The sequence below is a fragment of the Thioalkalivibrio sp. genome (genome assembly GCF_041690275.1).
In the GTDB taxonomy this organism is placed as follows: domain Bacteria; phylum Pseudomonadota; class Gammaproteobacteria; order Ectothiorhodospirales; family Ectothiorhodospiraceae; genus Thioalkalivibrio.
Genome location: NZ_JAWLHP010000051.1, coordinates 1 through 14,639 on the forward strand (window position 1 = coordinate 1; position 14,639 = coordinate 14,639).

The following is a 14,639-nucleotide window of genomic DNA, read 5'->3' on the forward strand; positions in this document are numbered from 1 at the left end:
TGGGAGCGGCCTCTGGCCGCGATGGCCCTGGGCACCTGAGGCAACGCCGCATATCGCGGCTGGAAGCCGCTCCCACGACCTCCCACGACCCCCTGCAGGCGCGCTCCTGCGCGTCCAGCCTGGCGCGGTGGGAGACGAGCCCTCCCGGCGATCCCGCGCCGGGGAATGCCGCCCGGATGTCCGGCCTCCTACGACAGGGCGGGGGCGAGGCGCTCGCGCAGGAACCGGGCCGGGGAGACGATCCGGGGACCGCCCGCCTGCAGGGCCCGCAGGTGCACGCTGCAGCCGACGTTGGGACTGATGATCACGCCGGGCTCCGGGGCCTGGAGCGCCTCCAGGGTCTCCCGGCCGAGCGGATCGGCCATCGCCGGCTGTGTCAGCATCGCGGTGCCGCCGGCGCCACAGCAGTTTCGTGGCGGCGCGAGCGTCACCACCTCCACCCCCGGCAGGCGCTGCAGCAGAGCGCGGATGCCATCCGTCTCCCGGGTCACGTTGCGCAGCGTGCAGGGCAGGTGCACGACAACGCGGACGGGATCCGTGCGCCAGCGGAACTCCTCGACCGGCAGGTCGGCGAGAAAACCCGTCAGGCTGGTCACACGGCCCTGCCAGCCCTCGGCCGGATACTCGCGCAGCTGTGCCTCGCAGCCGCTGTCCAGCACCAGCACCCGCTGCTCGCCGGCGAAGGCCCGCAGGTTCGACGTCCGCAGGGCCTCCGCGTCGCCGAGCCGGCCGAGATGCTGATCGATTGCCCCGCAGCAGGCCTGTCCCCGGGGGATCGCGACGCGTACGCCGAGTCCGTCCAGCAGTTCCAGGGCGGCGCGGAGATCGGGGCCGGTGAAGAAGGCATCCATGCAGCCGGTGAAGAGCCAGACATCCGCGGCGGCGGGAGCAGCCGATGGTCTCAGTGCCGGCAGACGTTGCAGTGACGGGGCCACGTGCCGCAGCATCCGGCCCGGCAGCAACGACGGCGGCAGCAGGCGCGCCAGCCCCGAGCCGCGGGCCAGCCGCGCGGCCAGCGCGGTGCCGCGGCGCAACCCGGGCCGGCGCAGGGCCGCCCGCCGCAGGGGGCCGATCAGCAGCTCCCGGAGGCGCTGCCACCTGCTCGCTGGATGCGTGTGCAGCACGTGCCGGCCGTGATCCATCAACTCGCCGAAGCGGACCCCGGCAGGACAGACCGCCTCGCAGGAGCGGCAGCCGAGGCAGCCCTCCAGGTGCGCGCGCAGCCGCGCGTTCTCCGGCGGCAGGCGCCCCTGGGCCAGTCCCTGCATCAGGGTGATGCGCCCGCGCGGCGAGTCGCCCTCCACGCGCTGTACCCCGTAGGTGGGACAGTGCGGCAGGCACATGCCGCAGAGCACGCAGCGGTCCGCGCCGGCCAGCTCGGCGCTGAAGGCAGGCGGACCGCCGGTTCGCCGGCTGGATGGGGGTGGTGAGGCTTTCGATGTCGGAGTCATTGCACAGGCGCGGCAGACAGGCCGGGCCGCAGAGGATAGCAGCAGGCGGCAACGACCGGCTGGATGCCGGAATACGGGCGGGGTTCCGCATGGCCCGCCAGGCTGTTTCCACATCGCGGATCCCGTTGCCTGTTCGGAGCGGAGACTGGTGGCTATGATGTCGTCTCAGGGCAGGAGGCGACATGAGCTATTACCAGCGACACATCTTTTTCTGTACCAACATGCGCGAGGACGGCAACTGCTGCGAGGATCACGGCGCCACGGAGCTGCGGGCCTACGCCAAGAGGCGCGCGAAGGACATGGGGATTCATGGCAAGGGGCAGGTCCGCGTGAACACCGCGGGCTGTCTCGATCGCTGCAATGAAGGGCCGGTGGCGGTGGTCTACCCCGAGGGTGTCTGGTACACCTATCAGGATGAGCGCGACATCGACGAGATCCTGGAGGAGCACCTGCGGGACGGCCGCGTGGTCGACCGGCTGCGCATCTAGTGCGCCTGGCCCTGCTTGACATTGGCCCGCCGGGAATCGAGAATTCGCAGCCCGTGCGGCTACGTAGCTCAGCTGGTTAGAGCACATCACTCATAATGATGGGGTCCCCTGTTCGAATCAGGGCGTAGCCACCAATCCCTTCGCCGACCGACCTGCGCTAAAGTGGCCCATGGAACGGCGGGCGCGGCCCCGCGTTCATTCCCGAGACTGTCTTCGTTCATGAAACGCTACGGCATCCGAATCACGCTTCCCGAAGGCAGCACCATGTCCGCCCCCCACCTGCTCGGGCCGGACTGGGAGTACTTCCGCTGGTTCGATACCGAGGAGGCGCGGGAACGCGCGCTGGCCGAAATGTCCCGCGATCCGCGCTACTACCGCAAGGGCGATCGCGTCGAACAGGTGCTGGAACGGATCGACCGCGAGGACTGAACCCGCAAGCGGCGCCGCCACTGCGCTGCGAACCTCTGACTCAGGACACTAGCCGTGCGCGGTGCGTGCGGCGGCGCCAGAGTGCCGCGCGAGGTCCAGCGGCTCCATCAGGTAGCACAGGCAGTCCTGTGCGATGACCCGCGTGTCCAGCGTCAGCATCGACGGCATCATCGGCCGGCTCAGGCGCACGTCCGGTCCCTCCTGCTCCAGATAGTCCGGGGTGACGTTGCGTCCCTCGGAATCCGTCGCGATCAGGGAGTCCGAGGTGGCCCCCGTCTGGCGCACCAGCCGGCTGCCGGCCGGCAGGATGCGGAAATTCATCCGGTCCAGATCCGGTTCCAGTACCACGTCGGCGTCCTCCTCCAGCCCCACGCGCAGGCCGGGCCGCACGCGCAGCTGCGCGACCGTGTGAAAGACCTCGATGGACCGGGTGTCCGGAGGGTGGGCCGGGAACCGGCTCAGGTGCAGCACCGCATCGATGAATTCCAGCGCGTGCCGGATGCCGGCCGCTTCGTTGGGGTGGCCGCATTCCAGCGTCACCGACGGCGCGATGTCGGCGAGGGCCATCGACGCCACGCCGCGCGGCCGGGTGAAATAGACCACCGTGCGCCCGAACAGGCCGGCCAGGTTCAGGAAGCCGTCGTCCAGGAAGTTGACGCAGGCATAATGCGGGTTGCGCCCGGTGTTGTTGTGGAGGTCGATCGCCGCGAACAGGCCGTCCGCGCGCAGGCGGGCAACGATCTGCTCGAACATCCGCGACTCCTGCGAGCCGGGCTGCTCCGTGCCCGGCCAGATGCGGTTGAAGTCGGGCTGGCGGTCCAGATGCCGCTGGCCCACGGCTGCCGCCTGCACATTGCCGACCACCAGCGTCAGCGCCCGTGGCAGGCGCCGGCCCGCGTAGCGTCGCAGGAGCTGCTGCACCGCCTGCAGGCCCACGGGCTCGTTGCCGTGCAGCAACAGCACCACCGCCACCGCCGGGGTCCGCATCCCCGGGAGCCGTATCAGGGCCGGCCGCGGCAGAATGCGGTGCAGGTCCCCGGGACTGGCGGACAGGAAGCCTTCCGGCAGGCCGTCGTGTTCGTCGAAGAGCGGATCGGACATCACAGACTCCAATTGTGGACCGGCAGGCCGGTGCCCTGCCAGTCACGGTAGGCCCGGGTCAGGGCCTTCATGTCGCGGCCGTGACGGTCGACCCAGCGCTGCTGCCAGATGCTGCCGGTCTGCCCGGACTGCACCCGGGCCGAGACGATCCCCAGCAGGTGATCGCGCTCGCTGCCATCGATGCCGAGCCGGTCCAGACCGTCCGCGGCGCAGGGCAGCAGGCGCTGCAGTATCAGCTGCCGGGCGGGTTGCGGCTGCCGGTCCTCCCAGCGCAGGCGGCTCCTTAGGCCGTAGCGGGCGGCGGCGTAGAAGTTGTCGCGGGCACTGGCGAACTCGAGGGCGCCGTGTCCGTTGCCTGCCTGCGATACCAGATGCTCGATCAGACCCAGCAACAGGGCGGTGTTCGCGAGCATGTCCTCGAGGGTGGGTCCGGCGGGCAGGCTCCGGTGTTCGATCCGGAGATTGAAGCTGCCATCGGCGTCGATTCCCAGGATCGGCCGGTTCCAGCGCCAGATCGTGCCATTGTGCAGACGCAGATGAGCAAGCGTCGCGTCGTTCTCCGGCAGGCGGCTCGGCAACAGGATCGGGAAGTGCTGACGGTTCTCCTCGAAGGCCTCCAAGATGCTCTCGCGCAGGTAGCCGCTGCCGAAGGTCACCCGGCGGACCGGGCCGCGCGCGGAGTCGCCGAAGCCGCCCACTTCGACCGCCTGCTCGAACAGGGGGATCCGGGACTCCTCCCACAGGAGCTTGCCGAACAGGAACGGGGCGTTGCCGCTCGCGGCCAGCACCGGTGCGGAGGCCGCGAGCGCGGCGTTGTAGACCCGGTGCGCGACCGTCGGCTGGGTCTCCAGGTGGATCTGGAATGACGTGGCCGCGGCCTCCAGCATCACATCCGTGTGTTGGTGGCGCAGGTGTTCGCGGCCCTCGATCTCCAGCCGCAGCGGCCGCTGCGCGCGGCGTTCCAGCACCGCGCTGTTCAGCGCCTGGTACCGGGTGCGCCGGGACATGTGGTGCAGCCCCAGATGCTCCGGCAGCAGGGTCGGCAGTGTACCCGCCATCAGCAGCGTCCCGCCGATCTGCTCTGCTGCCGCCCGGGCCCGGCGCAGGGTCTCGGTGAGTTCCTCGAGCACCATGCAGAAGCACTCGGTCCCGGTCTGGAACACGCTGGAATTGAGCTCGACGTTGAACTGGGCGAGCTCGAGCGCAGCCATCGGATGGTCGAAGGCCTCGAGAAAGGCCTCGTTGCCGGGGAGAGGCTGGCAGTCCTGGTCGATCAGCCAGGCCTCGATCTCGAAGCCCAGGCGCGGACGGCTGCAGCCGGGCTCCTCCCGGCTCCGCAACCAGTGCCCGAGCAACTCCGTCTCGCGCTCCAGGCAGTTTGCGAAGCGTCGATAGTCCTCCAGGGTGAAGCGTCCCTCGCTGATGTCTTCGCCCATCACCTGCCCCGTGTGGCCTCGTGCTCCGGATTCCCCGGGGGTGGCGCGTCAGCCGAAGGCCGAAGGCGCCCTGAAACCTCATGTTAACGTGAAAGTCGCGCCGTTCCCCCTCTCCCGCCTGCGGACGGGGCTGCCAAGGGCAGGGACAGATCTGCAAATCCGTCCCCGGGACGGCGGGGCAGGATCGGTTGGCCGCGTGCCACCCTGCTGCGTAGGGTGGGCCAAGCGCAGCGGGCCCACCGTCCCGGCCGTGTCGATCCACGGTGGGCACACTTCGTTTTGCCCACCCTACGGCTTTCTTTCATGGTCCGGGGCGGGTGGCAGCGGAAATGACAGTGCCCAACACGCACGCCGCGGCGTTTCGTCCTCAATCAGGCCGGTCTTCAGGATCCTCGTCCGGCTCGGCGTCCTCGGCGTAGAGGCTTTCCAGCAGGTCGCCCCAACGCTGCTCGTGGATCTCGATCAGTGTCAGGAGCCGCTTTCGGAACGACAGGTATCGCTCCTCGAAGGGCTTGAGATCCGCACCACCCGAGACCAGCCTCGCCGCCCGGTCGGCCTGCTGCAGGCTGTCGCGCAGGTTCAGGCTGGCCGCCATGGCGCCCTTGACCCGCTCGCGTTCGTGCGGGATCCAGCGCCGGTCCGACAGCAGCGACCGGAGGTTTTCGCCGACCTCCAGCACCCGCTTGCGCAGCCGGGGCAGCGCGCCGATCGAGCTGCTCTTCAGGTCGTCCCAGACGACCGCCACGATCAGTTCGGACCAGGCGGCCCGGAGTTCCGCGATTGCATCCGGGTCGAAGGCGAAGGAATTCTCGAGTTGTTCGGGGTCGAAGGCCATGGTCTTCCTGCCGGGGCTCCGGCAATGTCCGGGAATAGCGTCTATATGACTAGCGTCTTACACCGCACAACAACAAGCAAGATCGCGACGACGGTCGGGCGAGGAGAGACGGATGGCAACGTGGCTGGCACAGCGGCGTTTGCGGCAACAGGTGTGCGAAATGCGGCCCCAGCTGTACCGAACCGCCTACGCCTGGTGTCACGACGCCGCACTGGCCGATGACCTGGTCCAGGAAGCGATGATGAAGGCGCTGACGCGCCTGAAGACCTTGCAGGACGAGGCCGCACTGAGGGCCTGGGTCTTCCGCATCATGACCAACTGCTACCGGGACTGGGGACGCCGGCAGAAGGACACGGTGGACGTGGACGAGATGGAGCTGCCCTGCGGCGACTGTCCCGAGACCCAGACGGAACGCAGCCGCGTGGTTCAGGACGTGCGCCGCGCGATGGCGCAACTCAGTGATGATCACCGCCAGGTGGTTGCGCTCGTCGACCTCGAGGGTTTTGCCTACGCCGAGGTCTCGGAAGTGCTCGACGTGCCGATCGGCACAGTGATGAGCCGGCTCAGCCGGGCCCGCACGCAGTTGCGGAAGCTGTTGCTGGAACAGGCGGCTCCCGAGTCGCCGACGCTGAGGCTGGTGAGAACCCGCAATGAGTGAAGGACGCCCCAGCGAGGAGATCCTCAATGCCTTTGTCGATGGGGAGTTCTCGCCGGAGGACCGTCTCTCCGCGTTGCAGTCGATCTCGGCCAACGAGAGCCTGAGCCGGGAAGTCTGCGACTTCTACCAATTGAAGGAGCTGGTGAACATGGCCTATCGGCCGGATGTGCTGCCGACGTCGGCTGTTCGGCGTCCGCCTCGGACGGGCTCGCCGCGCAGCTGGCTGCCGGCGCTGGTGGCAGCGATCGGTGCCCTGGCGCTGGTGCTGATCGCGGTGATCGGGTTCACTCGCGACGGTGCGCACGAGCCCGTGCCGATGGTCGGGAACGGGGACCCGGGTGTCGCGGCGAGTGCCGCGGTCGCGGCGGGACGGCCGGATGTCGACCAGGTCCTCTTTCATGTGACCGAGACGGACCGACTCGAGGCCGCGGCGCTGTTCGACGACATCGAGCACATGCTCCAGACCGCCTGGCTGGACGGAGAGGAGCTCGAGGTGCAGCTGGTGGTGCACGGAACGGCGCTCGAACTGGTCCGGACCGACCTCGCACCGTTTCCGAACCGGATCCGTGATCTCGTGTACAACTATCCGAACCTTCGCGTCACCGCCTGCGGCCAGTCCCGCGCGCGCCGCGAGCGCGAGGAGGACCGTCTGATCGAGTTCCTGCCCTGGGTGGAGGAGGTGGAGTCCGGTGTGCGGGAGGCCGCGCAGCGGCAGGCGGAAGGCTGGACGTATATCCGCCTGTGAGGTGTCCGGATACGACGGCACCGAGGGGTCGGCGCGCTGAACCCCGGCATCGTGGTGCACGGTCGCCGCGGCCCGGGGTGCGTTTCTCGGCTCGGGGGCATCTGCGGATCGGGGCCTGAAGGGTTTCCCCGGCTCTGCCCGGAGCTGTGCCCGGCATTCAAGCCGGCACGTCCGGGTGGCCTTTGCGGTACGCCCGATCCAGTTGCTCCAGGCGGTCCGGGGTCCCGATGTCGATCCAGGTTTGCGTGTGCAGCTCGCCGGCCACCCGGCCGTCGGCGATCGCCGCGCGCAGCACTGGCGCGAGCGGCCGGCGCCCGCGCGGCAGCTCCGCGAAGAGTTCGGGCCGGTACCAGCCGATACCCGAGAAGGTGTGGCGGTGCCCCCCCGAAAGACCGACACGCCCCGCCTCCAGCGTGAAGTCACCGCCAGGGTGGTGGGCCGGGTTCGCTGCGAGGACCAGGTGGGCCAGCGTTGCGGGCTCCAGCACCGGCGGGCGCAGCGGATGATCGCACCAGATGTCGCCGTTGATCACCAGGAATGGCGCTTCCCCCAGCCACGGCAGGGCCTCGCGGATGCCGCCGGCGGTCTCCAGGGCACCCGGCGGTTCCCGGGAGTAGCGGATGGCCACCCCGAGGCGCTCTCCGGTCCCCAGACGCTCCTCGATCTGTGCGCCGAGGTGGCCGAGGTTGATCACCAGATCCCGGTAGCCGGCCGAATGCAGGCGCGCGATCGCGTGCTCGATCAGCGGGATGCCGCCGACGGTCAGCAGCGGTTTCGGGGTCCGGTCGGTGAGCGGGCGCATGCGTTCGCCGCGCCCCGCGGCGAGGATCATCGCGCGCAAGGTCGTCCATCCGCCCGGAAGTGTCTCCGGAACCACCCGGCCACCGGTTCGAGTTCCGCTGCCTGCAGTCCCTGCTCCAGCAGGCGCCAGAGCCGCGGCTGGTGGACCTGGTAGACGGGTTTCAGGTCGCGGCGCGCAAGACGCGTGAAGATGCCGATGATCTTCACCGTTCGCTGGACCCCCAGCACGCGGTAATGGTGGAGGAACGGGCCGGCGGCCCAGGGTCCGGCCGCCAGCGTGTCCTCGAGTACCGCCTGCGCGACGGCCGGAGACACGTCCCGGCGTGCATCTTCCAGCAGCGACACCAGGTCATAGGCGGGGCTGCCGATCACCGCGTCCTGGAAGTCCAGCAGGCCGCAGGCCTCACCGTCGCCGGCGTCCGGAAGCAGCATCAGGTTGTCGACGTGGAAGTCGCGCAGCACCAGGGTCGACGGAAGCGCCGGCAGCCGGCCGAGCACCTCTCGCCAGGCCTGTTCGAAGCCCGCGCGGACCGTGTCCGGGGCCGGGGTGCCATGCACCTCGGGCCAGTACCAGTCGACCAGCAGACGGGCCTCATCCAGCAGCCGGGAATGGTCGTACACCGGAATCCTGTCCGCCTCGGGGGCGATCGCCTCCGGGCGATCGGCCCAGCGTGCCTGGAGCCTGCGCAGGGTCTCGGCCGCGATGCGGTAGAGGTCTGCCTCGGGCACGCCCTGCGCGAGCGCGCGGGTGAAGGTCCGGTCCCCCAGGTCCTCCAGCAGCACGAATCCCTGCTCACGATCCGCGGCCAGCACCTCGGGCGCGCGCAGGCCGAGTGCGCGCAGGATCGCCGCGACCCGCAGGAAGGGCCCGACATCCTCGTGCCCCGGCGGCGCATCCATCACCACGTGACTGGTGGTGTCGCGGACGCTGCGGAAATAGCGCCGGAAGCTGGCATCGCTGCCCAGCGGGGAGGCCGGCGCGAATCCGGGGTGGATGTCCTGCAGCCAGCGGTCGAGGGCCGCGCGCCGCGGGTCCGCCACTGCCGCCGGGGCGGCGCGGCTCATGCCGGCAGCCCGGCCGGCCGGGTCCCGGGGACGCGCCGGAGTTCGGTCTCCACGCTGCCGTCCTGATGCAGCCACAGTACGCGATAGCCCGATTCCACCGGTTCCAGCGCGAAGTCCGCGGCCTCCGGCAGGAACTGCACCAGCGTCGAGGGACAGCCGAGCAGGCGGATCGAGCCATGCATCGCGTCGTAGCCCTGGTGGATGTGTCCGAAGACGCAGGCCCGCACCCGGGGGTGGCGTGCCAGTGCCGCCAGCACCGCGTCTCCGTTGGTCAGCGCCAGCCGGTCCAGCCAGCGGCTGCCGACCGCCACCAGCGGATGATGCACCGCGACCAGCACCCAGTGCCCCGGATGCCGTTCGATGCTCTCCGCGAGGCGCTCAAGCTCCGGCGGCTGCACCTGTCCGGCGGTGTGCCCGGGCCAGCAGGAGTCCAGCCCGACCACCAGCCAGTCGCCGAGGACCCGTTCGCCCTCGAATCCGTGCCCGGCGCGGACGAAGGCGTCGCGCGCGGCGCCGCGGTCGTCGTGGTTGCCGGCCAGTGCGACCATGGGCGCGGGCAGGCGCGCGAGGTGTTCGATCAGGCGCTGGTAGACCGCGGGCTCGGGATCTTCCGCGAGATCCCCGGTGACGAGGGCGAGATCGGCACCGCCCTGGTGCCGGAGGACGTCGTCGAGGACCGCCGCGAGCTGGGCGTCGCTGTCCGGGTAGCCCGGACGGATCGGGCCCGGCCGCAGGGCCAGGTGCGGATCGCTGATCTGGACCACCGTGAATACCTCCTGCCCCGTCGTCACCTGCCCGCCCTCCTGTCGCGTTGCCGGAGCGCGCCCCGCAGGACGCGCGCCTAAAGGTAACGCCTTGGACTATACTGGTCGAATTGCAGGGAACAGACTTCCGTTTCCCGCCCCGTCGACGCGGCCGGGGCGGGTCGAGTGTAAAGGGTGGAGGCATGCAACAGGCATCACAGGATTACCGTCCCTCAGCGGATGAGCCGTACATGAACCCGCAGCAGCTCGAGTATTTCCGGCGCAAGCTGGAGGCGTGGCGGGAGGAGCTGATCCAGGAGTCGGAGGATACGCTCGAGCACCTGCGCAGCGAGAGCTGGCAGGAGCCGGATCCGAACGACCGGGCGTCGCACGAGTCGGAGGCGACGCTCGAGCTGCGCACCAGGGATCGCTACCGGAAGCTGATCGGCAAGATCGACGCGGCGCTGCGCCGGATCGACCGGGGCGAGTACGGCTATTGCGAGGAGACCGGCGAACCGATCGGCATCGCGCGTCTGGAGGCACGCCCGATCGCAACGCTCAGCGTCGAGGCGCAGGAGGCCCACGAGCGGGACGAACACCGCCGGGGCGAGTAGTGGCGGCCTGCCCGGTTCCTGATCACTGCCAGCGGTCCTTCGCGGTCGATGCCGTGCCGAGGGGCTTGCTGAGCAACGGGTCTCACGGCGTGGCCGCCGCTGTCGATGCCCCATGCGCATGATTCTGATGCTGCTCGCCCTGCTGATCGTGGGGCTTCTCGTGTACCGGCAACTCGGCGGGCTTTCCGACCGGCCGAGCGCGGCGCCGGATGGCGCGACGGAGTCGCAGGCGCCGCGCGTGCCGCAGCGCCCTCAGGACCTGCCCGCCTTCGAGCAGGAGATGCAGCAGTTCATGGAGGACTCTGCACAAGAACGCCGGCAGCAGCTGGACGCACTCGAGCGCTGACGGCAGCTGCATGGCGGGCCCCCACCCCAACCGGCCCCGGCAGGCGGAAGGGGAGCCTTCCCTTGCCCCGCGGTCTTCTCGACAGGGGGTGACGATGGCCGGCTGGCAATTCTGGATCGATCGCGGCGGCACCTTCACCGATGTGGTGGCGCGGGCGCCCGACGGACGGCTGGTCGCGCGCAAGCTGCTCTCCGAAAATCCGGAGGTCTACGCCGACGCCGCGGTGCAGGGCATTCGGGACACGCTGGGGCTCGCCCCCGGTCAGCCCGTGCCGTCAGAGGCGATCGAGGTCGTGAAGATGGGCACCACGGTTGCGACCAACGCGCTGCTGGAGCGCAAGGGCGAACCGACCCTGCTGGTGATCACCCGGGGCCTCGGCGATGCACTGCGCATCGGCTACCAGGCGCGTCCGGAGATCTTCGCCCGCCGGATCGTGCTCCCGGAGCAGCTGTATTCGCGGGTCGAGGAGGTCGACGAGCGCGTGGCGGCGGACGGCACGGTGCTGGTGCCGCCGGATCTCGAGGACCTGCGCCCGCGGCTGGAGCGGGCGCGGGCCGACGGCCTCCGGGCGGTGGCGATCGTCTGCATGCACGGCTACCGCTACCCGGCGCACGAGCGGGCGATCGCCCGGCTCGCGCGCGCGGCCGGTTTCGGGCAGGTCTCGACCAGCCACGAGACCAGCGCGCTGATCAAGCTGGTGGGCCGTGGTGACACCACGGCCGTCGACGCCTACCTGTCGCCGATCCTGCGCCGTTACGTGGACCGCGTGTCCGACGCACTGGGCGGCGTACGCCTGCAGTTCATGCAGTCGAGCGGCGGACTCACCGATGCCGCGCTGTTCCAGGGCCGGGACGCGATCCTGTCCGGGCCCGCCGGCGGCATCGTCGGCGCCACGGAGGTCGCGCGGCAGGCGGGCCTGGAACGCATCATCAGCTTCGACATGGGCGGCACCTCCACCGACGTGGCCCACTACGGCGGCGAACTCGAGCGCGTCTACGAGACGCAGGTGGCCGGCGTCCGCCTGCGCGCGCCGATGCTCGACATCCATACCGTCGCCGCCGGGGGCGGATCGATCTGCCGCTTCGACGGCCAGCGGCTGCGGGTGGGCCCGGAGTCGGCCGGTGCCGACCCCGGGCCCGCGAGCTACCGGCGCGGGGGTCCGCTGACCGTCACCGACTGCAACGTGATGCTGGGTCGCCTGCAGCCGGAACACTTCCCGGCAGTGTTCGGTCCACACCAGGACCAGCCGCTGGACCGCCAACGGGTGCGGGAACTGTTCACCACGATGGCGGCGGACATGGCGGCCGGCGACACCCCCGGGCGCAGCCCGGAGCAGCTCGCCGAGGCCTTCCTGCGCATCGCGGTGGAACACATGGCGCAGGCGATCAAGACCATCTCGGTGCAGCGCGGCCACGACGTTGCCCGTTACGCGCTGGTCTGCTTCGGCGGTGCCGGCGGGCAACACGCCTGTGCGGTGGCGGATGCGCTGAACATGCGCGAGGTGGTGCTGCACCCGCTTGCGGGCGTGCTGTCCGCCTACGGAATGGGCATCGCCGAGGTCCGCGCGCTGCGCGAGCAGAGCCTGGAACAGCCGCTCGATGCCGGGGAGGCGCGGGAGCGGGTCCGGGCCTGCACCGACGCGCTGCGTTCAGCCGCCCTCGAGGAGCTCGCAAGCCAGGGACTGACGAAGGACCGCATCCGGGTTACCGCCTCGGTCCAGATCCGCTATCAGGGCTCGGATACCGCGCTGGCGGTCCCCGCGGGCCCGGTGCCGGAGATGGCCGCCGCCTTCCGGGAACGCTACCGGGAGCGTTTCGGCTTCCTGCTGGCGGACCGGCCGCTGGTCGCAGCGACCTGCGTGGTCGAGGCGGTGTCCGGGATGCGGGAACAGGCGCGGGACGCCGGAGTGGAGGGGGGCTGCAGCGAACCGGAGCCCCTGGCTCGCGTGGACGCGGTCTTTGGCGGTACCGCGCGGTTGGTGCCGCTGTACCGCCGCGAGGATCTGCACCCGGGTCAGGTGGTGCCCGCGCCGGCGATCGTGATCGAGGACAATGGCACGGTGGTGCTGGAGCCCGGCTGGCAGGCGGAGGTGCGTGCCGGGGACGTGCTGCTGCTGCAGCGGATCGAGGCCCTGCCGGCCCGGGAGGACGTGGGCACCGACTGCGACCCGGGCCTGCTCGAGGTCTTCAACAGCCGGTTCATGGCCATCGCCGAGCAGATGGGCTACACGCTGCAGAACACCGCGCACTCGGTGAACATCAAGGAGCGGCTGGACTTCTCCTGCGCACTGTTCGACGCCGACGGCGGGCTGGTCGCGAACGCGCCACACATGCCGGTGCACCTCGGCTCGATGAGTGCCAGCGTGCAGGCGGTGCTGCGGCGCTTCGGCATCACGATCGCGCCGGGCGATGCCTTCGTGCTCAACGACCCCTACGAGGGCGGCACCCACCTGCCGGACATCACGGTGATCACCCCGGTCTTCTCCGCGGACCAGCGCGAGATCCTGTTCCACGTGGCCTCGCGCGGGCACCATGCGGACATCGGCGGGATCACGCCCGGGTCGATGCCGGCGTTCTCGCGCACCCTCGGGGAGGAGGGCGTGCTGATCGAGCCGACGCGGCTGGTGCAGGCGGGCGTGTTCCAGACCCGCGGCTTGCTGGACCGGCTGCGCCGGGGTGCGTACCCGGCGCGCAACCCGGAACAGAACCTGGCCGACCTGCACGCGCAGGTGGCGGCGAACGCGCGCGGTGTGGCGGAACTGGGGCGGATGGTCGCGCAGTACGGGGTCGCGACGGTGCAGGCCTACATGCGACACGTACAGCGCAATGCCGCGGCGGCGGTGCGTGCGGTCATCCCGCGCCTGCGTCCCGGTGGTTTCCGCTACGAGATGGACAATGGCGCGGTGGTCTGCGTGCGGGTGGACGCCGACCCGGCGCGCGGACGAATCACGGTGGACTTCGCGGGGACCAGCGCCCACAGGGACGACAACTTCAATGCGCCGGCGGCGATCGCGCGTGCGGCGGTGCTGTATGTCTTCCGGACGCTGGTCGCAGACGCGATCCCGCTGAACGAGGGCTGCATGGAGCCGCTGGATATCGTGATGCCGCCGGACTGCATGCTGCAACCCGTTGCTCCCGCGGCCGTGGTCGCGGGCAACGTGGAGACCTCGCAGGTGATCACCGACGCGCTGTTCGGCGCGCTCGGGGAACTCGCCGCCGCCCAGGGGACGATGAACAACCTGACCTTCGGCAACGGCGATCACCAGTACTACGAGACCGTCTGCGGCGGTTCCGGAGCCGGCCCCGGCTTTCCGGGCACGGACGCGGTGCAGACGCACATGACCAATTCGCGTCTGACTGATCCGGAAGTGCTGGAGACGCGCCTTCCGGTGCGGGTGGAGACCTTCGCGCTGCGCCGCGGCTCGGGCGGGCAGGGCCGGTTTCGCGGCGGCGACGGCGTGATCCGGCGCCTGCGTTTCCTGGAGGCGATGGAGGTGGTGATCCTCGCGAACCGGCGGCGCGTGCCGCCGTTCGGCCTGGCCGGAGGCGGGGCAGGGCAGGCGGGCCGCACCGTGATCGAGCGCGCGGACGGCTCGACGGAGGTGCTCGATTCCTGCGATCGCCGCAGCGTGCAACCCGGCGATGCGGTGCTGCTCGAGACCCCCGGCGGCGGCGCCTACGGCCAGTAGGGTGGGCCAAGCGAAGCGGGCCCACCTTCCATTCGGGGGCCACAGTCAGTAGGGTGGGCCAAGCGAAGCGGGCCCACCTTCCGTCCGGGGCTCCAGTAGGGTGGGCCAAGCCCAGCGGGCCCACCTTCCGTCCGGGGCTCCAGTAGGGTGGGCCAAGCCCAGCGGGCCCACCTTCCGTCCGGGGCTCCAGTAGCGCGGGCCAAGCACACCGGGCCCACCATCGGCTCAGTCCCAGCGCT

The 14,639-nt window shown here is 70.4% G+C and carries 14 protein-coding genes and 1 tRNA gene; 8 read left to right on the plus strand and 7 right to left on the minus strand.

Going from position 1 to position 14,639, the window contains the following annotated elements; genetic code table 11:
• Positions 1-188 precede the first annotated feature (188 nt).
• Entirely contained in the window at positions 189-1,355 is a 1,167-nt protein-coding gene (locus ACESMN_RS10355; RefSeq protein WP_373053522.1) for a (Fe-S)-binding protein, read from the minus strand.
• A 278-nt stretch (positions 1,356-1,633) separates the two neighbouring features.
• Between ACESMN_RS10355 and ACESMN_RS10360 the strand changes: the two genes are divergently transcribed.
• From ACESMN_RS10360 to ACESMN_RS10370, 3 genes are all read left to right on the plus strand, one after another.
• Entirely contained in the window at positions 1,634-1,939 is a 306-nt protein-coding gene (locus tag ACESMN_RS10360) for a (2Fe-2S) ferredoxin domain-containing protein (protein ID WP_373053523.1), read from the plus strand.
• 57 nt (positions 1,940-1,996) lie between these two features.
• A tRNA-Met gene (locus ACESMN_RS10365) sits at positions 1,997-2,073 on the plus strand.
• An 85-nt stretch (positions 2,074-2,158) separates the two neighbouring features.
• On the plus strand, positions 2,159-2,368 hold the full coding sequence (locus ACESMN_RS10370; RefSeq protein WP_373053524.1) for a hypothetical protein: 210 nt from the start codon (positions 2,159-2,161) through the stop codon (positions 2,366-2,368).
• 48 nt (positions 2,369-2,416) lie between these two features.
• Here ACESMN_RS10370 and ACESMN_RS10375 read toward each other — a convergent pair whose 3' ends face one another.
• The 3 genes from ACESMN_RS10375 to ACESMN_RS10385 form a co-directional block, all read right to left on the minus strand.
• Positions 2,417-3,469 carry a M14 family metallopeptidase gene (locus ACESMN_RS10375; RefSeq protein ID WP_373053525.1) on the minus strand — a complete coding sequence of 351 codons (1,053 nt, stop codon included), beginning with the start codon at positions 3,467-3,469 and terminating at the stop codon, positions 2,417-2,419.
• Positions 3,469-4,905 carry a glutamate--cysteine ligase gene (locus tag ACESMN_RS10380; RefSeq protein ID WP_373053526.1) on the minus strand — a complete coding sequence of 479 codons (1,437 nt, stop codon included), beginning with the start codon at positions 4,903-4,905 and terminating at the stop codon, positions 3,469-3,471. Before ACESMN_RS10380 ends, ACESMN_RS10375 begins: the two co-directional genes overlap by 1 nt.
• 367 nt (positions 4,906-5,272) lie before the next feature.
• On the minus strand, positions 5,273-5,740 hold the full coding sequence (locus ACESMN_RS10385; protein ID WP_373053527.1) for a hypothetical protein: 468 nt from the start codon (positions 5,738-5,740) through the stop codon (positions 5,273-5,275).
• Between the two features lie 112 nt (positions 5,741-5,852).
• On the opposite strand from ACESMN_RS10385, the gene ACESMN_RS10390 reads away from it, so the two are divergent.
• Positions 5,853-6,398 carry an RNA polymerase sigma factor gene (locus tag ACESMN_RS10390; protein WP_373053528.1) on the plus strand — a complete coding sequence of 182 codons (546 nt, stop codon included), beginning with the start codon at positions 5,853-5,855 and terminating at the stop codon, positions 6,396-6,398.
• Positions 6,391-7,143 (plus strand): anti-sigma factor, encoded by a 753-nt coding sequence (locus ACESMN_RS10395; protein ID WP_373053529.1) that lies wholly within the window; start codon positions 6,391-6,393, stop codon positions 7,141-7,143. The genes ACESMN_RS10390 and ACESMN_RS10395 overlap by 8 nt, the downstream gene beginning before the upstream one ends.
• Positions 7,144-7,300: 157 nt before the next feature.
• On the opposite strand, the gene murU is transcribed toward ACESMN_RS10395, so the two are convergent.
• Genes murU through ACESMN_RS10410 form a run of 3 tightly spaced genes read right to left on the minus strand, consistent with a single transcriptional unit; the run spans position 7,301 to position 9,800 of the window.
• Positions 7,301-7,984, minus strand: a complete 684-nt coding sequence (gene murU / locus ACESMN_RS10400; protein WP_373053530.1) for an N-acetylmuramate alpha-1-phosphate uridylyltransferase MurU — start codon at positions 7,982-7,984, stop codon at positions 7,301-7,303.
• A complete protein-coding gene (locus tag ACESMN_RS10405) occupies positions 7,972-9,009 on the minus strand; it encodes an aminoglycoside phosphotransferase family protein (protein WP_373053531.1) in 1,038 nt (345 codons plus the stop codon). Before ACESMN_RS10405 ends, murU begins: the two co-directional genes overlap by 13 nt.
• Positions 9,006-9,800 carry a metallophosphoesterase gene (locus ACESMN_RS10410; protein WP_373053532.1) on the minus strand — a complete coding sequence of 265 codons (795 nt, stop codon included), beginning with the start codon at positions 9,798-9,800 and terminating at the stop codon, positions 9,006-9,008. Before ACESMN_RS10410 ends, ACESMN_RS10405 begins: the two co-directional genes overlap by 4 nt.
• A 155-nt stretch (positions 9,801-9,955) precedes the next feature.
• Between ACESMN_RS10410 and dksA the strand changes: the two genes are divergently transcribed.
• From dksA to ACESMN_RS10425, 3 genes are all read left to right on the plus strand, one after another.
• A complete protein-coding gene (gene dksA / locus ACESMN_RS10415) occupies positions 9,956-10,366 on the plus strand; it encodes an RNA polymerase-binding protein DksA (RefSeq protein WP_373053533.1) in 411 nt (136 codons plus the stop codon).
• Positions 10,367-10,478: 112 nt separating this feature from the next.
• Positions 10,479-10,712 (plus strand): hypothetical protein, encoded by a 234-nt coding sequence (locus ACESMN_RS10420; RefSeq protein ID WP_373053534.1) that lies wholly within the window; start codon positions 10,479-10,481, stop codon positions 10,710-10,712.
• 94 nt (positions 10,713-10,806) lie between these two features.
• Positions 10,807-14,400, plus strand: coding sequence for a hydantoinase B/oxoprolinase family protein (locus tag ACESMN_RS10425; protein WP_373053535.1), 3,594 nt, complete (start codon positions 10,807-10,809; stop codon positions 14,398-14,400).
• The last annotated feature ends 239 nt before the right edge of the window (positions 14,401-14,639 follow it).